This is a genomic window from Leptothoe kymatousa TAU-MAC 1615, assembly GCF_018739865.1.
Classification (GTDB): domain Bacteria; phylum Cyanobacteriota; class Cyanobacteriia; order Phormidesmidales; family Phormidesmidaceae; genus Leptothoe; species Leptothoe kymatousa.
In genome coordinates, this window is record NZ_JADOER010000006.1 from 30552 (window position 1) to 49711 (window position 19160).

A 19160-nucleotide genomic window follows, 5' to 3' on the forward strand; every position below is an offset into this window, starting at 1 on the left:
GGTCTATGGAAATTAGTCGAGAACGGTATGCCGAATTATTTGGGCCGACGGTGGGCGATCTCATTCGTCTAGGAGATACCTCTCTAGTTGTCGAAGTGGAGCGGGACACCACCGTCTATGGGGACGAATGTGTGTTTGGTGGGGGTAAAACCCTGCGGGACGGACTGGGGATGGCGGCTGAGGCCACGGCGGCGGCGGGTGCCCTGGATATGGTGATTACCAATGTGGTGCTGATCGACCCCATCCAGGGCGTTGTGAAAACAGATATCGGCATTAAGGATGGCAAAATTGTTGGCATCGGCAAGGCGGGGAATCCCGGCATTATGGACGGGGTGTTGCCCAATTTGTTGATTGGGGCCAATACCGATGTGCGGGCCGGGGAAGGGTTGATTGCCACACCGGGGGGGCTGGACTGCCACGTCCACTTTGACAGTGCGGGGCTGTGTGCGGAAGCGTTATCCAGCGGTCTTACCACCATGTTGGGTGGGGGCTTAGGGCCGGTGACCGTGGGCATTTGCACCAGCGGGGTGCATAACCTGGGGATTATGTTGCAGGCAGCAGAAGCGTTTCCGATTAATTTTGGCTTTTTGGGCAAGGGCAGTTCCAGTTTGCCAGAGAGTTTGATTGAACAGGTGGAAAATGGGGCCTACGGTCTTAAAATCCATGAGGATTGGGGGGCGATGCCGGCCCTGATCGATACCTGTTTGTCGGTGGCCGATAACTACGATTTTCAGGTGCAGATCCACACCGATACTCTGAACGAGTCGGGGTATGTGGAGGATACGATGGCTGCGATCGCAGGTCGCACCATCCACATGTACCACACGGAAGGGGCGGGCGGTGGCCATGCCCCGGATATCATCAAAGTGGCGGCCTACAACCACTGTTTGCCCTCATCCACCAATCCCACCAATCCCTATACCGTCAACACCTTTGACGAACACCTGGACATGGTGATGGTGTGTCACCACCTGAACCCGAAGGTGCCCGAAGATGTGGCCTTTGCCGAGTCTCGCATTCGGGCGGAAACCATCGCCGCAGAAGATATTCTCCATGACATGGGGGCCATCAGCATGTTGGGCTCCGACAGCCAGGGCATGGGCCGCATTGGGGAGGTGATTTGTCGCACCTGGCAGCTGGCGTCGAAGATGAAGGATCAGCGGGGGGCACTGCCGGAGGATAGCGATCGCAACGACAACCATCGGGTGCTGCGCTACCTGGCCAAATACACCATTAATGTCGCCAAAACCGGGGGCATTTCCGCCTATGTGGGCTCCATCGAGCCCGGCAAACTGGCGGATATTGTTCTATGGAAACCCGGCTTCTTTGGCATCAAGCCAGAGGTGGTGTTTAAGGGGGGCTTTATCGCCTGGGCCGCCATGGGAGAATCCAATGCCTCTCTGATGACGTGCGAACCAATTTTGTATCGTCCCCAGTGGAGTAGTTTTGGCACCGCCCCCCAGGCCACATCCGTAGGGTTTGTGACCCAAGCGGCTTTGGACAAGGGTCTGCCGGATCGGCTGGGACTGAAAAAAGAACTGTTGCCGGTGCAGGATACGCGATCGGTCTCCAAGGCGGACATGGTGCACAATGACGCCTGCCCTGAAATAGAGGTGGACCCGGACACATTCCAGGTGAGAGTCAATGGGGACTTGGCCACCTGTGATCCGGTGAAGGAAGTGCCCTTGGGGCGGCTTTATATGTTTCGGTAACACCGAATATTGGAGCCAGAGGCTCCTGTGGGGGTTCTCAGTCAGAGACCGAGAACCAGGAGAAATAAAGTCCAGATTTCCCAGGAGAATCCGATGAAACAAGCAGCGCGTGTCGGCATTGGTGGCCCCGTTGGTAGCGGTAAAACAGCCCTCTTAGAATGTTTGGTGCCGCGTTTGATGGCACGGGGCATTGAGGTGGCCGTTGTCACCAACGATCTGCTTACCAAGGAGGATGCGGAACGGATTAAACGCAAGGGCTTTCTGCCGACAGAACGCATTATCGGGGTGGAAACCGGCAGCTGCCCCCATACGGCCATACGGGAAGACCCCACCATGAACCTGCTGGCCGTCCAGGATTTAGAACAACAATTTCCCGGTTTAGACATTGTCTTTATCGAAAGCGGCGGCGACAATCTGGCCTCCACCTTTAGCTATGACCTGGTGGACTCCTATCTGTTTGTGATTGATGTGGGGGCGGGGGACGATATTCCCCGCAAAAATGGACCGGGGTTTATGCAGGCGGATTTAGCCGTTATCAACAAAATTGACATCGCCCCCTATGTGGGGGCCAACCTGGACGTAATTCGTCAGGATGCGGCTGAACGGCGGGGACAAAAAGCCATTGCCTATACCAACTGCAAAACAGGGACTGGCCTGGATGAGGTGGTGAACTTTATCGAGGAAACGGTGTTATTTCAAACGACTTCTCCTAACCATGCCGTTCTCTCAGAGGTGTGACTATGACATCAACGCTGCTAGCAACGCCCACCAATCAACAATCTGGCCAAGGGATTGAAAACAGTACAACAAATCCGCCTGGAACGAGGGCTAACACGTTGGATTTTTATGCTCGGGTGGGATGCGCTAGCGCCAGCGCTGACTTGACAGTTCGCAGCGGTCAAACCTTTGTGGCGCAACAATATACCGCCTATCCCTTTCGGCTATCGCGCACCTTTCGCCTAGACCCAGGTGATAATCGACGTGCCTATCTCTATTTGATGAACTCAGCCCCTGGGATTTTTGGGGGCGATCGCCTCACCCTGGGGCTCACCGCAGAGGCCAATACCCGTCTCTACCTGACGGATCAGGCGGCCACAAAAGTCCATAAAATGCCCGTCACCGATGCCACCGTCGCCCGTGCCCAACTAGCGTGGCAAATTACCGTGGGGGCTGGCGCTAGCCTGGAGTTTGTTCCGGAGCCGTTGATGCTCTATGCCGATGCCCAGCTTTACCAGAGCACAACCATCACCCTCCATCCCAGCAGTCGTCTTTTCCTCAGCGAAATTATTGTGCCGGGTCGTCTGGCCCGGGCAGAATATTATCAATTTCGAGAATATCAAAACCGTCTCCAGGTTTTAGCGCCCGACGGCACCTTGTTATTTGGCGATGCGATGCGTCTCACCGGCCAATCTAATGCCTTTAAGGACAGCTTTTTCTTTGCCAAATATCCATTAATTTCTAATATTTTTATTGTTTTACCTAATATTGACTTAGACACAATCAGCCATGAATTAGCCACAAATCCCCAATTAAACTCACCCCATCTCCTCACGGGGGCCTCTCCACTGCCTAACTGTAATGGACTATTGATCAAAGTCATGGGAGAGCGGGTTGATCATATTCAAACCTACATTAGCCAAGTCTTAGCCTGTGTAAGAACCATTAGCAACGAACCCGATTTGCCCCATATTCCTAAATGAGCAAATGATCAGTATTGACTGTACTCAAAATTTTCTCGGCAACTCTTTGGCCATCCCAAAACTACAACAAGATTTAGACCAAGCCCGCTCCAACCATCGACTAATGGAAGTGGAGTTGGCCCAGGCGGATCAAAAGAAGAGCCGGATTTATGCCAAGACGGCCTCTGGAGAAGCCATTGGGTTACTCAAAACAAGGGACTGGCAATTAACTAACGGGGACGTGTTTCAACTGGAGCATGATGGTTTTCTCTTAATTTACTTAAAGACTCAGCCCCTCATGACCTTGAGTTTCGATACGCCCTCAGTGGAGGCTCTAAAGCTGATCCACCTGGGTCACACCTTGGGGAATCACCATCATCCCATCGTGGTCACCCCTGAGAAGATTTATATTCAACTCAACGAAAATAGGGATAGGCTCGAATCGGCGATTAAGACCTTCGACATTGCCGGATTAAAGATTGACTATGAAACCCTGTCCCCTGACCAAACGCTAACGTTTGCATCCCATCAACACGGGTAGGGCATGGCCGGTAATGCCCCCCATGAAAATCTTCCTTCTTTCCTATGAATACTCCTATGTTTGCCGACCAACGATGGTCCCTAATGCAACTATCGGATTCATTTTTCCCAAGCGGTAGTTTTACCTTATCCCATGGTTTAGAAAGCCTGATCCAATCTCAAGAAATTCGTTCCACCCAAGATTTACGCGATTTTTTAGAGCTAATTCTCCACAATAAGATCGGTTCAATGGATGTGGTTGCTTTGCGCCAGGCCCATCGTGCTAGTGCCAACAATGATAATCGAGAAATTCAAGCGATTGATGCATTGTTATTTGCCAGAACGCTGTTGCAACCCAATCGAGATAGCCAATGCAAAAGTGGTCGTGCCCTTTTAATGGTTTCCCGTTCCACCTGGAATAGTCCCAAGCTGGATGCGATTCATACCTGTATTCAGATCGGTAAAATGCATGGTTTACATCCAATTATTTTTGCAGTGGTGGGACAATCCATCGGGCTAGATGAAGATAATACGATTTTTGCCTTTCTCCATGGTTTTCTCACTGGAGTATGTGGGGCTGCCTTACGGTTAGGGCTGATTGGCCATATTAATGCTCAAATTTTGCTAAAAGAGATGGCGCCCCAGCTTGAAATGATTACCCAAAAGACCATCGGCATGGATCTTGATGATATGTGGTCCTGCACGCCTTTAATTGATATTGCCCAAATGACCCATGGAGCTTTGCCCCAACACCTGTTTTTGAATTAGATTTGTTGGGTGGCAAATCTGCTTAGGGATACGCATAAAAAATAAAATACGGCTGTAAGTCTAGGCGATAACCTGGCTTCCCTGCGTGAGGCTACGGTGTACACACAAGTCATCGAAACATCGCTTAGTTGCATTGGCTTTAGTCCGAGATGTGTATACACGGCAGCCTTCGTAAGGGGAGGACGTTGCTTAACTCAGATCTTGCACCAAGTCGGTTTTGAGCCTTAAACCCACCTTGGATTCAAAATCCAACGCTAATTGAGGGCTGTCCACTAAAGGGGCAAGATTGGATTAAAAGCTCTAAATATAGAGCTTTCAGGGATCCTCTAACCCCTTTTAGTGGGTTTTCATTCGATTAGCCTTGGCACTTTTAGTCCAAGGTGGGCCGTGCTTCATCACCAGGTGCAAGATTTAAGTTAACGGAATTTTGTCTGGAAATTTATACCTGTGTATACGCCTTAGGGATTGCAGATGACACAAAAAAATACCCTGGAAGTGAGACCAGGGTATCTGAAGCACGGATGGAACGCTGTTATGGAACGCTTTTAGGGACTTTCGCCTGACAACTACCAAAGAAGTAAGAAATGTGGCGTCCGTACCACAAACAAATAGACCGGCATACCGTATCCATTAAGGTAGCTGGGAAGCCGGACGGTAAATCAGTGTCAAGCTGTTGTTGCTTTACAGTTCAAAAGCTGAGACAGCTGGGACTCTAATTCACCCGGTTTTAGTACGCCTGCCGCAACGACCAATTTCTCTAGGGCTGTTAGCCAACATTGGTAATAGTCCCATTCTGGATCGTCTAGCTCGTGGGTGGCCTCCCACTCGCCAATGGTTGCAATTAGGGTTTGGCGGAATTCTTCCCACTCGTAATAGCCCTGCTTGGAGAGGGCAATGGCCACACCAAAGGCCATCTTTTCCCAATCGCGATCAAACTGGAGATGGCCATCTTTACGGGGGGGAGCTTCTTCTGGCGAGCCCATTAGGCTAGTCGCGGCAAAGTGTTCGAACTGTGTAAACATATCAAGGAACCTGGGGGAGGTTTAGAAGTTGGAAGTTGGAATTCGGAATGGGAAAAAGCAGGATTTCAGCGTAAGGGCCGATACTTTATCCCATCCTCGGAGGGGCAACGGGGTGGGTTAAGGCTTACACCGAGACCGTGGCAACACCCATCATGGCTTCGGGGGTGAGTAGGGAAGCCAGTTCTGTTTCGCTCATGCCCTCTGTGCCCGCAGGACGCATGGGGAGTACCCACCAACGAATCTGGGCGCTGCTGTCCCAAACCTTAACGGTTACGGACTCGTCTAGTTCGACGCCAAACTCCGATAGCACCACCCGTGGCTCTCGGACGACCCTGGCCCTAAAGGTGGGATCTTTAAACCAGTAGGGGGGCAACCCTAGGGTGGGCCAGGGATAACAGGAACATAGGGTACACACAATTACGTTGTGCACCTCTGGGGTATTTTCCACAATGCGCATATGTTCGCCCTCTGCCCCAGACATGCCCTCGGGAAAGTCCATGGCCTCACAGGCGGCATTGCAGTCCTCTAGCAGCAGCTTCTTAAATGCTGGATCAACCCATGCTTTGGCCACCACTTTGGCCCCATTAAAGGGACCCATTTCGGTTTCGAAATAGCCGAGAATGGTATCTACCGTTTTTCCGGTAATCACTCCCTTTTCGATCAAAAGAGATTCTAGGGCTTTGACCTTGGCGGCGCTAAACGTTTCTCGATCAGCACCGTATCTAAATCCTGGATAGTTACTGGGCATAATGGATTCCTGTTATCACCTCTTGCTTCAATCTTTGCCATGTCCAGAACGTTGTTTTTCTGGAGAGCAACCAACTGGCTGGCACTGGGATGTGGTTTAGGCAGCTTCTATATACACTTCAAAAATATCGTTGTAGTAAACCGAATCGGGTTCAATCAACGATTCATCCCACAGGTCTTCTGGTTGAAAAGCCAGACTGTACACCGGCATGGGCACACCAATGCCATCTGCCGTTGGAAAGAAGTAGGTGAAGGCCCCTTCATACACCTTGACTACCGTGGCCACCCGACCTTGCAAATTTCCGGGCAAACGACTGTGGGCACCTGGGGAGACTATTTTGATCTTTACCTGTTCACCCAGACTAAATTTGGGTGGAGCCTCCAGGGGACGCATGGGGGAATCCCCCTCCTTTAGGTATTTCACCACCTGGTCATCAATGGCTGGTGCACCACCACTGGGAAGAGGAGCCGCGGCAGCGGTGCTGTCTTCTAAAAATTCAGCGGTGCGGGCATCTAGTTCTTCTTGGGTGATGTAGCCTTCACTGACAAAAAAGCCAGAAATGCCCCCTAGCCACTTTTCGTAATATCGTAGCCGAAAGTACTCAAAGGGATGCATGCCCTCTGCGCCCTGGCGTAAATGACCCCAGGTCCAAAAACTCTTAAATGTGGTAGGCACATCATCAATGGCATAGTCCGGGATGGAGGTATCCAGATGATTGCTCAGGGCCATCATCGCTGTGTGGATGCCAAAGATACGCTTTTCCCAGGGTTCAACAAATACCTCTATTTCTGGGGTAATTGTGTCTAGTCCTTCTAGCCCTCCAAGGGCGTGCTGTAGTTTCATAGCTTTATCTTGTTCTCAATGGGATGAAATAAATCGAAAAAAAAGATTTAGTAAAAATGCAATACTCAACACAAGAGTCGATGCCCTATCCCCTCCCAAGAGGGGACTTAGAATACGCGACTTCTTACCGTTAAACAGAATGGGCATAGGCTTTTGCAAAACAGTCTTCAAACCCTGCCCGGAGCTCTGCCTCATCAAGATTTCGGCCAATAAAGACCAGTTCGTTTCGGCGCGTTTCCCCTGGTCGCCAGGGCTTACCGGGTCGACCATCCAGGGTCATGTGTACGCCTTGAAATACAAAGCGTCGCTCGGTGTCCTCCACATTTAGAATCCCCTTCATGCGAAAGATGTCAGGGCCTTTGGCTTGCACCAACTGGTAGAGCCAGCGGTTCAGCTTAGTGATATCAATGGCCTCTGTGTTTTTGATGGCAACAGACGATACGGAGTTGTCATGCTCGTGGGCATCTTCGTCTAAAAAGGCAGGGTCGATGCTGAGGGCATTTTTGAGGTCAAAGGCTTGTACACCGAGCAAAGCGCTAAGGTCGATGTCACAGTTTTGGGTGGTGTGGATTTTTGCGATCGCATTCATCCCCCGCACTTTTTTCAGTAACGCAGCCAAAATCTCAGCCGACACCAGATCGGTCTTGTTGAGCAAAATCACATCGGCAAAGGCAATCTGTTCCTGGGCTTCGCTACTGTCCCAGTGGTCCCAAATATGCTTCGCATCCACAACGGTCACCACCGCATCCAGCTGGGTTTGGCGCAGCATCACCTCGTCCACAAAGAACGACTGAATCACCGGGGCCGGGTCCGCCAGGCCGGTGGTTTCAATCACTAAATGATCAAAGCGATCGCGGCGGGTCATCAGATCATTAATAATCCGAATCAAATCTCCCCTAACGGTGCAACAAATGCAGCCATTATTCATCTCAAAAATTTCTTCATCGGCATCCATCACCAGCTGATGGTCAATACCCACTTCACCAAATTCATTGACAATAACCGCCACCCGCTGATTGTGTTCTTCGGTGAGAATGCGATTAAGTAATGTGGTTTTGCCAGCCCCCAGATAGCCCGTCAATACGGTAACGGGGACTTTTTCAATCAATGCCATACACCTTCTCCCTATGCCATCATTACGCGAAAGCCGATGGTGCGATTTAACGCAGTCTCAGCATAGCCAGACCGGCTGGCGGACCGCACTTTATCTGGCGCATCCAGCCAACTACCGCCACGAATTGTGCGCAAATGGGCCAAACTGCCCGCGGCGGGTCTGCGCCCCCTGCCATTGTTGACGGAGATACTGCGATAGTTTTGGTGCCAGCCATCGACACACCATTCCCACACGTTGCCGTGCATATCATGCAGCCCAAACCCATTGGGTGAGAACTTGCCCACCGGCATGGTTGTTTGTCGATACTCCCCAGGTGCTTCCGCCTTGTAGGTGGCATTGGCGCGATAATCCGCCAGCTGGCTGACAATGGTTTCTCCCGTACTAAAGGGGCTCTTGGTGCCAGCCCGACAGGCATATTCCCACTGGGTCTCGCTCGGAAGTGCGTAATGACGCCCCGTATGCTGACTCAGACGCTGACAAAACTCAGTCGCCTCTAACCAGGAAACACTCTCCACAGGCCGATTTCCACCTTGAAAATGAGACGGGTCAATGGATAACTCTCGATGCACCTTAGGCAATGCAGCCACAGCCGCCCACTGGGCTTGGGTAATGGGATATTTACTTAAGAAGAAAGACGATAGTTTTGCCCGATGGCGAGGAAATTCGCTTCCCTTCGCCTGGGCTTCCGAACGTGAAGACCCCATCCAGAACTTACCGGGGGTAATCTCCACCATGTCCAGTCGTTCAACACTATTGAGCGACTCAGGAAAATACTTTGCTGTGTGGGTTTGAGGCTGCTGTAGTTTCCCGGCTTTATTCACCGTAGTCACTTCAAAGGAAAATGTTTCTAACCCTGGCCTATGGGAATCCATGGGGTTAGACAGCACCGACGCGATCGCACTGTTGCGGCTTGCTAGGACCAGACTCAAACCGCCTAAACCGGTGTATTGAAAAAATCTTCGTCGTTTCATCACCCCATCTCATCCTTAGTAAACGTTGTCCACGTCCAGACTGGATTTTCCGCAGCAGAGCCTACAGGTTTCACCTTGGTCGTGGTTTGTATGGGCATCAGAAAACAATCTTCAGGAAATCGCAACCACATAACCTGAAAACACTAAACTCGCAAACTCTAGAGCCAAGACTCTGACGATTTAGCCAAACAGTTGATCTGTTGCTTACCTGATCAGTAAATTAGATATATTCACGTAGAGTTGTGTCAATGGTTACAACAACCATTGGTGTAATGAAACGAAATATTATTATGATATCTTGTTGCACTTTGTCGCATTGTCAGGAATTTCTGCAAAAGAAACGCCGATCATACTGTCGCGGGTCACCAGGGGAATTAACGCGGCTTCATCCCAGCCATCAGTCCCTGCGGGTCTCACAGGAATCACTAAATAGCGGGTGTCGGCGGTACTGTCCATCACGCGCACTTCAATATCGTCTGGAAGCATAGTGCCAAATTCTTCCCCAAGGACGCCCCGCGGATCGACGACAACGCGATGGCGATAGGCCGTGCTCTTGTACCAGGAGGGGGGATGGTAGCCCAAAATGGCCCTGGGGTAGCAAGAGCACAGGGTACACACAACAACGTGATGAACCGATGGGGTATTTTCGACCACCTCCAGGCGATTGATCTCAACCGTATCAATGTCCATTTCCTGACAAGCGGCTTTACCATCGGCCAGCAATCGGGCCTTAAATTGAGCATCCACCCAGGCACGGGCCACCAGGCGAGCCCCCAGCATGGGCGTGATAGTATCTTCCCGTTCAATTTCCCGTCGGACCTCAGCGGCGGTAAAGAATCCTTTCTCTTCTAATAGCGTTTGGATTACCCTGGTGCGTTGGGTCCAGTAGGCTTTATCATCGTTGATGTGAGCGTGGTCTGCGGAAGTGTCTTGGGTCAAGGGGAATGGATTCTGGGCTTGCGGGTCTGACATGGCTGTGAGGTTTCTGAAAGGGGAATTGTTGCGGTAGGTGCCTTGCATGTAAGGCACCTACTGGGTCCCAGATTCATTTTGAGGTTACAACGGAATTAGCCACGGCTCATAGATTTCCACCCGCAGTTTATCCTTAAGACTTCTTTTTTTGGGACATTGTTCGCCCCAAACTTCCACCATGTCAAACTCGACGAGGTAGAGGGGTAAATGCACAACTTTGGATTTGAAGTGGGCTAAATCTTCTGGGTTGGCAAACAGTCCTTGGAGATTGGCTATTTTGCCTTTTTTGCCGAATAGATAGACGGGGGTTCTGATATGGCCTGGTTTTGGCTGGTCTATCACCTGAACTAAGTCTCCCGTGTGATAACGGGGTTCTCCATAGGTTTCGGTGTCGATCTCGGGGGCATAGTCATCCTGGACTATCGGTTCAGGAGCATCTGGGGCGCTGCCTGCAACGCCCTGTCTTAGTTCTTCTCGGGTCAGGTAGCCCAGTTCGCAGAGGACGGTTTCTACGGCGAGGATGCGACGTTCTCCGTATTCGGGCAGTCGATTTTTTAAGAATTCTGGAATGTCTGCGGAGAAATTTCTGGCGGTGAAGCGACCGTCGATTTCTTCTGCGGCCCGGCGTACGGCGTCAAAGCTGGGTAGCTGCTTTTTGGCCCGCATTAGGTTGTGGAGTGAGGTGATTTGTTTTTCGAAGAAGCTGATGGGGTGATCGTGGGTATTGAGGGGCGTGGTGTCGGTTAGATCGTGGGGGATGGGTTGGTGGTAGTTTTTGGGGGGGACTTCCTTCATGGAGTCTGAGGTGTAGAGTTTTGGCTACTGGAAAAACTGACAGGGAACTAATAAGGTATCATGCATAGTCTCAAGCCATTACTGATCTGCAATCCAGTCTTGACATATTGAACAAAAAACTACGTCCTCTTTTTCAGAATCCAAAAGAGTTTTTAATTCAGTATGCTCAGACGAATTATCGCCCTTTTCCCATTCACCTAAATATTCTATATAAGTTTCCTCGCATTTTGCACATGTATGTCCTTTATTAATCGCCTGATTGCTTCAGAACAATTAACTGTATATCCATCTTTGCGATTTCTATAGATAAGGGTTTCATTAAATAGTGGTTAGCAATGACTTATTACCGCAGACAATTAGTGGCTATGAGATCGATCAGCTAGACCTAAATATTATTAAACTACTGCAACACAATGGCCGCATCGCCTATAGTGACATTGCCCGCTCCATAGATGCCCCCGAAGCAACGATTCGCTATCGGGTTAAACGCCTGATCGATGAAAAAATTATTTCCATCAGCGCCTTTATCAATACAGGCAAAGTAAAATACGAAAACGTTGCCTACATTGAATTAAAAACCGAGCCTGATTTCTTAGACGAAGATCTCGATCAGCTAGTGGTGATGGAAAACATTAGCTACGTGGCAGGGGATTTGGACCCCCATTCCTAAATGCCAAAAATTACGTAAGACTTGATTCTATTGCTGTCAACAATTGTTCCGACGTTGTCACCCAGCCAAAAATTAACTGAGCCATCTCCACCGATATCCGATGAAACTCCGGGACCAAGGACGCGCAACAATCCTCTAGCAATAAACATTCATAGCCTAAATCATTCGCTGTGCGCAGTGTCGTATGCACGCAGCATTCTGTCGTAACCCCCGTCAACAATAAATTCTGAATTCTTCGCTGCCGTAGAATCAAGTCCAGATCCGTGGCGACAAATGCACCTTTTCCAGGTTTATCTAATACAATTTCCCCGGCTATTGGCTGCAGCTCATCGACAAAATTATGGCTCTTAGACCCGCGAGTTAGCAATCGTCCCATTTTCCCTTCGCTACCAATCTCCGCATTCTGATTTTTGGAACGGGCCAGCTTGTGGGGTGGGCAATCACTAAGGTCTGGTCGATGCCCTTCCCGCGTGTGGATAACGGTAACTGGGGTTTGACGCAACACCGATAATAGCTGCTTTAATGGCTCAATCGGTTGCTGGGTGAGAGTGACATCAAACCCTTTTCGATCGGCCCAACCGTCCGGTGTACAAAAGTCATTTTGCATATCAATCACCAGTAACGCCGTATGGGATAAATCGAGCGTGATTGGATACGGTTTTGCTGGAACTGTAGTTTGGTGAGGATACATAGGAATACTAAATTCTAGTCTGTGGGCCCCGATTAAAAGAGGATCAGCTTATGGGGATAGGGCTTGGGGTTGCCATTCAATGTTGGGAGCAATAAGGGGGGCATATCATAAAAAATACCCCAGCAAAGCTAGGGCGTGTGTGAGATCCGTTGGTTTTTAAGGGCTGCACCTTGTGTCTTTGTCGAAGTGAACAAGGCGCAGCCCTAGGAGAAAGAACTGCTAGCAGGTATACCTTTTACCCCTCTTCTACTTTGAAGAAGTCTAATAAAAACAAGGTGTAGATTTTTGTTGCCGCTACCACCTTATCCATATCGATAAACTCATTTACGGGGGGCCAACCGTCTTCGCCGGGGCCAAAGGTAATGGATGGAATGCCACTGTGGGAGAAGCGCAGGGTGTCGCAGTAAGCGTTTTTGCGATAGAGCACCGGATCTTTGCCTAGGATCTGTTGATACGCCCTCGATAGTGCCTGGACATGGTCCGCATCTTCAGCCACTTCGATGGAAGCAGGGACAAAAGTCTCTCCATCTACTTGGGTGATCGTTGCCTGGAAGGTGGGATCTGCCGCCTGAAGTTCAGCGATTACTTTCTCCATATCCTGCACAATTGACCCATAGGTCATACCCGGCACTAGGCCAATGACCCAGACCCTGGCCTTACAGGATGGCGGTGTAAACTGTCCTTCACCAATTTGCCCCGCTTCAATTTTGACCGGGCAAATGCTGGGCTGGGTGGGGCCATAGATTTGGGGCGCTTCGTGGGTAAAGGTTGTGTTGCGCAGGGCCTCGATGAGCTGGGCCATGTGTAATACAGGATTGACGCCTTCATCGGGTCGCCAGATGTGCGATCGCACCCCTGTAGTTTCAATATCCACCAAGCATAGTCCCGAATGGGCGAGGGCAATGCCAATGCCCCAGTCGTCTCCCTCGGTCCAGGAGGTGGGCTCTGCCGTAATCTCATAGTCGGCAGTAAGGCCATACTCATTCAGTAGGTGCAGTGCCCCGGCCCTACCATGGCGTTCTTCGTCAACGGTGTAGGCGCAGATGAGCTCACCATTAATTTTCACCCCGGCCTGGCGCAACATTTCAATGGCAATGAGCTGGCAGGTCATATTGCCCCGGGTATCAGAGGTGCCACGACCGTAGAGATATTTGCCCTGTAGCGTGGCGTTGTAGGGGTTGTGGCCCGACATGTCCCACTCGGCTGGATCACAGGAGGGATAGGTATCTAGGTGATCGTTAAAGATGAGGGATGGCCCAGGCAAGCCATCATTCCAGCGACCGACCACATTGGGGCGGCCTTCAATGGCGGACACCCATTCCACATCGAGGCCCAGGGACTGCAAATGTTGGCCCACCTGTTTGGAAATGTCTTCTTCATGGGCCATGGGAAACTCTGGATCGATGGAGTTTCCACAGCCTGGTTGGCCAGTGGGCACCAGGTCTTTGATGAGCTGAACACATTTTTCTTGGGTAATACCCGCTAAGACTTGTTGTTGTAGCTCAGTTAATTCTGATTGATCTGTGAGGGTCTCTAACATTGAATGCACTCCTAAAATAAATGATTCGCATTACAAGCGGCACAAGGTTAACTAGAAAAGAGTTTTGTGGAAGTCGAATTACATCCCCTCTTGGGAGGGGTGCCGATTAGGCGGGGTGGGTTTCCCCTCTCAGAACGGGAAAGGCGATCGGTTTTTCGCATGATTCTTTCCTCTTTGACTCCTCACGGCCTAATGCGCTACCCCTGCCAATGAACAACCCGTGAAGCAATGATTCTGAGTAGGAAGTCGGACATGACGCCGAAAAAGCCAATCATAAGAATGCCGACAAATAGGCCTTCCACATTAAAAAATGTGCTGGCATCCTGGATGATGTAGCCAATGCCCAAGTCTCCGGCCAATAATTCTGCCGCCACTAGAATGCCAAAGTCTACGGATAGGGCCACTCGCATGCCGGTAAAGATGCTCGGTAGCGCCGCTGGCAAAATTACATATAGGAAAATGGCCAGGTCGTTGGCGCCTAAGGTTTGGGCGGCGAGAATTTTGTCCTTGGGACAAGATTGAACACCTGCCATTGTATTTAGCATAACGATTAGGGCTCCAGCATAAAGAATGATTAATACTTTGGAGACTTCGCCAATGCCAAACCAGAGGATAAACAGGGTGATGAAGGCCAGGGGCGGAATAGGCCGCAACAGTTCGGTAACAACGTAAAAGGCGGCGCGTACATATTTGTAGTAGCCCATGAGCAACCCTAGGAGCAGGCCTACGAGGGTGCCAACGGTAAAGGCCGTAAACACTCGCCGAAGACTGCCGAGGACATGGCTGAGCAGGGGAGTGCCCGCATAGCCTTTTCGGGTCATGGCGAAGAACTCGTTGACAATGCCCGATAAACTGGGGAGAAAGAGTTCATCCACCCAGCCCATGCGGGTGGTCATTTCCCAGAGAATGAGGATAAGGGAGGGAATTGCGATCGCAACACAAAACAACATTGCTTTCTCTCGCAATGCCTGGGTTTGGAGGTCCTGTCCCTCAAAGGCAGTCATCTTGTCGGAGGATTTCGACATTTTTAATTGCATCAGGCGTTTATCCCTTGCTTATCAATCACCATGACCGTTATCGATGGCCCCCTGTCCGGTGGGCGCCGCCCAACCTTGGGTAGTGCCACTAGCCGGTTATTTGTTGGGCGCTGCCCAACCTACTCGATGGCTTTCATTTTTAAATACAGATCGGTGCGGTATTGGTTAAAGGCATCCGAAACTCGGTTCATGGCGGTATAGCGAGGCTCGGGCAAGTGAATCTTGATATCGTGGGCAATGCCCCCCAGGTTGCGGTCCAAAATCACGATGCGATCGCTTAAAAACACAGCCTCCTCAATACTGTGGGTGACAAACAAAATCGCCCCCGATACCTGTTCATGCAGCTTTAGCAATTCTTCCTGCAGACCCTCACGGGTTTGCACATCAACCGCAGCAAAGGGTTCATCCATAAGCAAAATCTCTGGCTGCACCACCATGGACCGAGCCACCGCCACCCGCTGCCGCATGCCCCCGGAAAGCTGATATGGATATTTGCGCTCGTTGCCTCGCAAGCCCACCAGCGCAATAATGGTCTCCACACGTTTTTTCCGTTCGTGCTTAGAAACTGCCTGAAATCGAAAGCCAAAACCAACGTTCTGTTCAACGGTCATCCAATCAAACAGGGCATTGCTTTGAAACACAACTCCCCGTCTGGCCGAGGGGCCTTTAATGTCTTCCCCTCCATGGGTAACCCTACCCAGGAGAGGTTTATAAAACCCAGCGATTAGATTTAAAATCGTTGACTTACCACATCCGGAAGGGCCCAATAAGGTCAAAAACTCTCCCTGTTTAATTTCTAAATCTAGGTCTTGTAGAACTAACCGTTTGTGACTGTAGCCAAAGGAGACCCGATCTAGGGAAATAAGCTGAGCTGGAGAGTTTTCCAGCTCAGACTGACGATCTAGGGAACTTACCGGATGGATAGGAGATTTGGACATGGAGTAACAATTGGCTACTATTTTGACTCAAGATAGTCCGCTACGTAGGAAGAATTAATTAGCGGAGCTAAGTCTTCGGGGACGCTATCCAAACGGCCTTGATCCACAAGGAACGCGCCGTATTCTTCATAGGCTTTGTACAAATTGGTGGATTGTGGTTGCCCCGGTGCCCCTAACCATTCATCGGTCAACTGATTTTCCATTAACACGACGGTCGAGCCCTGCCGACCCACCATGGCACCAAACTCTTCAGGGGTCAGGTTAAGCCGCTCGGCCTCCCATTTCTGACCGGACTTAGGATCGGCTAGATAATCTTGCTGCGCCATATCCCAGGCTTCCATAAACTTGGTCATCACCTCAGGATTGGCCTCGGCAAATTCCTTACGCACGGCCCAAAGTGCCACAGCATAGGCCCCGATGGATTTGGCCGTGGCAATGTCTTTTCCACCTAGCTCGTTGAGCTTACCGGCGGCGGGTTCCCAGGTCCAAGCCGCGTCAATTTTCCCAGCCGCGAAGGCCGCTGCCATCTCTGAGGGATTGAGATTCACCAGATTGACATCATTTTGAGAGATGCCGGCCTGGTCGATGGCCGCCAGCAAAGAATGATGCCCGGAGGTGCCGATGGTAACGCCGATGGTCTTTCCATTTAGGCTGGCCACATCTGGTGCGGCTTCCCCAGCAATCAGGCGTTCTGCCGTTAGCGGTGCATGGTCTAATAGCACCACTTCAATATCAATACCGGTGGCAAAGGCGGTTAAGGAGGGGAAGGGGAAGAACCACGTAATATCCACTTCCCCTGCAGCTAGGGCCGGTACCATGGCCCCCCCTGAGGAGTAAGGGGCGAGTTCCACATCTAGGCCAACTTTCTCAAAATATCCTTCCTTGGCGGCAACCATGGTGATGTTGTTGATATCACCGGTCTGGAAGCCCACCCGTACCTTGGGCATATCTGCGGCCGGTGCTGCAGCGACTTCGGTCACGGCTTCTGTTGTTGTTTCAACAGCATCAGTAACCTTCTCTGTTGGTGCACATCCAATGGCAAAGGCCAAGGAACAAGCCGTTAGACTACCTAATGCAAAAAACTTACGTCGGCTGAAAAAATGCTTAACTGATCGCTGCATAATTGCCTCCAAATAAATGCCGATATCTGAAAGTAATACCTCGCACGTAAACCTAATGTGACAGGTGCAAAAATATAAAGCGTATCTAGCATCACAAATTCTTCTTTGCCATGGCGTTTATCGATAACTAAAATCTATGGACCCATAGAAACCATCTTTTGAACCTGGTAAAACCCTTGAAAATCATGGGCTATTGTTAGACTACCGTCACATTCACTCTGGCCATATCGTTCCATGGGGCTGCTACTGAAGTGCAATGTTGTAGCTAGGCTGGCGGCCATAGCGGAAATGAAAAATTAGGCATGATCAAACCAAACAACTATGTCGAAAGTAAGTCAGACCATTAATGAAAAGATAATGGCTCAACAAATTGGGTTAGACATTCCTTTAGCTATTTCCTCGCTTCGCAACGCCTATGCCCAGGGAACGCTGACGCCCATCCATGTGGTTAAAACTATTCTCACGGCCCTAGAAAAGCGTGGAGATGATGGTATTTGGATCTACACCACCCCTGGGGACAGCCTAATGGACCGGGCCATGGCTCTGGCGGATATGTCAGCCAGCCAGCGATCGCAGCTGCCCCTATGGGGTATTCCCTTTAGCATCAAAGACTGTATCGATGTGGCCGGTCAGCCCACGTCGGCTGGGTGCCCGGGCTTTACCTATACTGCGGAACACACGAATCCAGCGGTGCAGAAACTGTTGGATGCAGGGGCCATCCTCATTGGTAAAACCAACCTAGATCAGTTTGCCACCGGGTTAGTGGGGGTGCGCACCGGCTATCGAGTGCCCCACAATGCATTTTCCCCAGACTATGTGCCAGGCGGGTCTAGTTCAGGGGCCGCCCTCTCTGTTGCGGCAGGCTTGGTGTCCTTTGCCATGGGTACCGATACGGGGGGCTCGGGCCGTGTCCCCGCCGGGTACAACAACGTTGTCGGTCTAAAACCCACTAAGGGATTGTTGAGCACCCGCCATATGGTCGCCGCTTGTCGTACCCTAGACTGTCTGTCTGTGTTTGCCCTTACGGCCATGGATGCCGAACAGGTTTTTCAGGTGGCCCAAGGCTTTGACCAGGAAGATCCTTATGCTCGACTAGACCAAGGTGGGACAGGCCCCCTTAAAACCTATGCCCCTGGGCAATCGTTTCGGTTTGGCGTACCTAGATCCGATCAGCGGGCATTTTTTGGTAACACAGCCGTTCAAGCACAGTATGCCCAGGCGATTAAAACTCTCATGGGTTTAGGGGGCACCTGTGTTGATATTGATTACGAGCCTTTTTTGGAGGCCAATGAGTTGTTATTTCATGGACCTTGGGTCGCTGAGCGTTATGCCTCAGTGGGAGAGTTTGTCGAAAAAGAGCCAAATTCTGTTTTTCCGGTTGTGCGCGATATTGTTCTTAAGGCTAAAACCCTGACCGCCGCTGACGCCTTTGCAGGGCTGTACAGCCTAGAGCGCCTAAAGCGCTTGGTGCACCCCATTTGGGATGAGATTGATTGCCTAGTGGTGCCCACGACCGGCACCACCTATCGCCTCGATGATGTGGCCGCGGCTCCGCTGAAACGCAATAGCGATATGGGTTACTACACTAACTTTGTTAATTTGTTGGACTTGAGTGCGATCGCAGTTCCCAACGAATTCCAACCCAACGGCATTCCCACGGGCATCACATTAATTGCCCCTCCCCATTGCGAGCACTATTTAGTTGGTTTGGGCGATAGCTTCCACCGCACCAAAAATACGCAACTGGGAGCCACAGCCTTTACCCTGGGGGAGACTTAATCGCCAGCCACCCCATAACCAAATTTTTCTCCCCACCGAGTTAAACGCGCTCAGAAACGCGCTCTGTGCTCTCTGGGTATGGATTAAACACCCATGGCTGCCCTCGATTTCATAATGAATAAAAGAAATCTATGGATCTAATCAGAATCATTATCCAAGCATGCGGCAGATCTGGAGTTTAGACAAATAATCTCATCAAGAGCGATCTGCCATTGAGACAGATCACTCCATGGGCGACTCT

Annotated in this window: 19 protein-coding genes; 7 read left to right on the top strand and 12 right to left on the bottom strand. The window is 50.6% G+C overall.

Annotated features, from left to right (window positions below):
• Positions 1-5 precede the first annotated feature (5 nt).
• The 5 genes from ureC (at position 6) to IXB28_RS08470 (ending at position 4678) form a co-directional block, all read left to right on the top strand.
• Positions 6-1712: an urease subunit alpha gene (ureC, locus tag IXB28_RS08450; protein ID WP_215618136.1), complete on the top strand. Its 1707-nt coding sequence runs from the start codon at positions 6-8 to the stop codon at positions 1710-1712.
• Positions 1713-1805: 93 nt separating this feature from the next.
• Entirely contained in the window at positions 1806-2450 is a 645-nt protein-coding gene (gene ureG / locus IXB28_RS08455; protein ID WP_215618137.1) for an urease accessory protein UreG, read from the top strand.
• A 2-nt stretch (positions 2451-2452) separates the two neighbouring features.
• Positions 2453-3412, top strand: a complete 960-nt coding sequence (locus IXB28_RS08460; RefSeq protein ID WP_215618138.1) for an urease accessory protein UreD — start codon at positions 2453-2455, stop codon at positions 3410-3412.
• A 4-nt stretch (positions 3413-3416) separates the two neighbouring features.
• Positions 3417-3932, top strand: a complete 516-nt coding sequence (locus tag IXB28_RS08465) for an urease accessory protein UreE (protein ID WP_215618139.1) — start codon at positions 3417-3419, stop codon at positions 3930-3932.
• A gap of 44 nt (positions 3933-3976) precedes the next feature.
• Complete coding sequence (locus IXB28_RS08470) at positions 3977-4678, top strand: urease accessory protein UreF (RefSeq protein ID WP_246559702.1); 702 nt, start codon at positions 3977-3979, stop codon at positions 4676-4678.
• A gap of 665 nt (positions 4679-5343) precedes the next feature.
• On the opposite strand, the gene IXB28_RS08475 is transcribed toward IXB28_RS08470, so the two are convergent.
• From IXB28_RS08475 to IXB28_RS08505, 7 genes are all read right to left on the bottom strand, one after another.
• A complete protein-coding gene (locus IXB28_RS08475) occupies positions 5344-5700 on the bottom strand; it encodes a nitrile hydratase accessory protein (protein ID WP_215618140.1) in 357 nt (118 codons plus the stop codon).
• A 124-nt stretch (positions 5701-5824) separates the two neighbouring features.
• Positions 5825-6448, bottom strand: a complete 624-nt coding sequence (gene nthA / locus IXB28_RS08480; RefSeq protein ID WP_215618141.1) for a nitrile hydratase subunit alpha — start codon at positions 6446-6448, stop codon at positions 5825-5827.
• 96 nt (positions 6449-6544) lie between these two features.
• The gene (gene nthB / locus IXB28_RS08485; RefSeq protein WP_215618142.1) at positions 6545-7291 is read right to left on the bottom strand and encodes a nitrile hydratase subunit beta; all 747 of its coding nucleotides are present in this window, start codon (positions 7289-7291) and stop codon (positions 6545-6547) included.
• Between the two features lie 130 nt (positions 7292-7421).
• Positions 7422-8405 carry a CobW family GTP-binding protein gene (locus tag IXB28_RS08490; protein WP_215618143.1) on the bottom strand — a complete coding sequence of 328 codons (984 nt, stop codon included), beginning with the start codon at positions 8403-8405 and terminating at the stop codon, positions 7422-7424.
• Between the two features lie 11 nt (positions 8406-8416).
• The gene (locus IXB28_RS08495; RefSeq protein WP_215618144.1) at positions 8417-9376 is read right to left on the bottom strand and encodes a formylglycine-generating enzyme family protein; all 960 of its coding nucleotides are present in this window, start codon (positions 9374-9376) and stop codon (positions 8417-8419) included.
• A 288-nt stretch (positions 9377-9664) separates the two neighbouring features.
• Complete coding sequence (locus IXB28_RS08500; RefSeq protein WP_215618157.1) at positions 9665-10348, bottom strand: nitrile hydratase subunit alpha; 684 nt, start codon at positions 10346-10348, stop codon at positions 9665-9667.
• Positions 10349-10432: 84 nt separating this feature from the next.
• Positions 10433-11143 carry an SH3-like domain-containing protein gene (locus IXB28_RS08505; protein ID WP_215618145.1) on the bottom strand — a complete coding sequence of 237 codons (711 nt, stop codon included), beginning with the start codon at positions 11141-11143 and terminating at the stop codon, positions 10433-10435.
• Positions 11144-11468: 325 nt separating this feature from the next.
• Between IXB28_RS08505 and IXB28_RS08510 the strand changes: the two genes are divergently transcribed.
• Positions 11469-11813 carry an Lrp/AsnC family transcriptional regulator gene (locus IXB28_RS08510; protein ID WP_326520988.1) on the top strand — a complete coding sequence of 115 codons (345 nt, stop codon included), beginning with the start codon at positions 11469-11471 and terminating at the stop codon, positions 11811-11813.
• Between the two features lie 10 nt (positions 11814-11823).
• Here IXB28_RS08510 and IXB28_RS08515 read toward each other — a convergent pair whose 3' ends face one another.
• The 5 genes from IXB28_RS08515 to IXB28_RS08535 form a co-directional block, all read right to left on the bottom strand.
• Complete coding sequence (locus tag IXB28_RS08515) at positions 11824-12504, bottom strand: cysteine hydrolase family protein (RefSeq protein WP_215618146.1); 681 nt, start codon at positions 12502-12504, stop codon at positions 11824-11826.
• A gap of 235 nt (positions 12505-12739) precedes the next feature.
• Positions 12740-14044: a M20 family metallopeptidase gene (locus IXB28_RS08520; RefSeq protein WP_215618147.1), complete on the bottom strand. Its 1305-nt coding sequence runs from the start codon at positions 14042-14044 to the stop codon at positions 12740-12742.
• A 197-nt stretch (positions 14045-14241) separates the two neighbouring features.
• Positions 14242-15069, bottom strand: coding sequence for an ABC transporter permease (locus tag IXB28_RS08525; RefSeq protein WP_246559704.1), 828 nt, complete (start codon positions 15067-15069; stop codon positions 14242-14244).
• A gap of 131 nt (positions 15070-15200) precedes the next feature.
• A complete protein-coding gene (locus tag IXB28_RS08530) occupies positions 15201-16019 on the bottom strand; it encodes an ABC transporter ATP-binding protein (RefSeq protein ID WP_215618149.1) in 819 nt (272 codons plus the stop codon).
• Between the two features lie 17 nt (positions 16020-16036).
• Positions 16037-17140: a taurine ABC transporter substrate-binding protein gene (locus tag IXB28_RS08535; protein ID WP_215618150.1), complete on the bottom strand. Its 1104-nt coding sequence runs from the start codon at positions 17138-17140 to the stop codon at positions 16037-16039.
• Positions 17141-17497: 357 nt separating this feature from the next.
• Between IXB28_RS08535 and atzF the strand changes: the two genes are divergently transcribed.
• A complete protein-coding gene (atzF, locus tag IXB28_RS08540; RefSeq protein ID WP_215618151.1) occupies positions 17498-18919 on the top strand; it encodes an allophanate hydrolase in 1422 nt (473 codons plus the stop codon).
• Positions 18920-19160: the final 241 nt, after the last annotated feature.

Excerpts from the sequence above, each read along its gene's own strand:
- IXB28_RS08470 (WP_246559702.1), top strand. The coding sequence starts at position 3,977 with ATGAATACTCCTATGTTTGCCGACCAACGATGGTCCCTAATGCAACTA.
- IXB28_RS08505 (WP_215618145.1), bottom strand. The coding sequence starts at position 11,143 with ATGAAGGAAGTCCCCCCCAAAAACTACCACCAACCCATCCCCCACGAT.
- IXB28_RS08515 (WP_215618146.1), bottom strand. The coding sequence starts at position 12,504 with ATGTATCCTCACCAAACTACAGTTCCAGCAAAACCGTATCCAATCACG.
- IXB28_RS08525 (WP_246559704.1), bottom strand. The coding sequence starts at position 15,069 with ATGTCGAAATCCTCCGACAAGATGACTGCCTTTGAGGGACAGGACCTC.
- IXB28_RS08460 (WP_215618138.1), top strand. The coding sequence starts at position 2,453 with ATGACATCAACGCTGCTAGCAACGCCCACCAATCAACAATCTGGCCAA.
- atzF (WP_215618151.1), top strand. The coding sequence starts at position 17,498 with ATGGCTCAACAAATTGGGTTAGACATTCCTTTAGCTATTTCCTCGCTT.
- IXB28_RS08490 (WP_215618143.1), bottom strand. The coding sequence starts at position 8,405 with ATGGCATTGATTGAAAAAGTCCCCGTTACCGTATTGACGGGCTATCTG.
- IXB28_RS08530 (WP_215618149.1), bottom strand. The coding sequence starts at position 16,019 with ATGTCCAAATCTCCTATCCATCCGGTAAGTTCCCTAGATCGTCAGTCT.
- ureG (WP_215618137.1), top strand. The coding sequence starts at position 1,806 with ATGAAACAAGCAGCGCGTGTCGGCATTGGTGGCCCCGTTGGTAGCGGT.
- nthB (WP_215618142.1), bottom strand. The coding sequence starts at position 7,291 with ATGAAACTACAGCACGCCCTTGGAGGGCTAGAAGGACTAGACACAATT.
- nthA (WP_215618141.1), bottom strand. The coding sequence starts at position 6,448 with ATGCCCAGTAACTATCCAGGATTTAGATACGGTGCTGATCGAGAAACG.
- IXB28_RS08495 (WP_215618144.1), bottom strand. The coding sequence starts at position 9,376 with ATGAAACGACGAAGATTTTTTCAATACACCGGTTTAGGCGGTTTGAGT.
- ureC (WP_215618136.1), top strand. The coding sequence starts at position 6 with ATGGAAATTAGTCGAGAACGGTATGCCGAATTATTTGGGCCGACGGTG.
- IXB28_RS08535 (WP_215618150.1), bottom strand. The coding sequence starts at position 17,140 with ATGCAGCGATCAGTTAAGCATTTTTTCAGCCGACGTAAGTTTTTTGCA.
- IXB28_RS08500 (WP_215618157.1), bottom strand. The coding sequence starts at position 10,348 with ATGTCAGACCCGCAAGCCCAGAATCCATTCCCCTTGACCCAAGACACT.
- IXB28_RS08465 (WP_215618139.1), top strand. The coding sequence starts at position 3,417 with ATGATCAGTATTGACTGTACTCAAAATTTTCTCGGCAACTCTTTGGCC.
- IXB28_RS08520 (WP_215618147.1), bottom strand. The coding sequence starts at position 14,044 with ATGTTAGAGACCCTCACAGATCAATCAGAATTAACTGAGCTACAACAA.
- IXB28_RS08475 (WP_215618140.1), bottom strand. The coding sequence starts at position 5,700 with ATGTTTACACAGTTCGAACACTTTGCCGCGACTAGCCTAATGGGCTCG.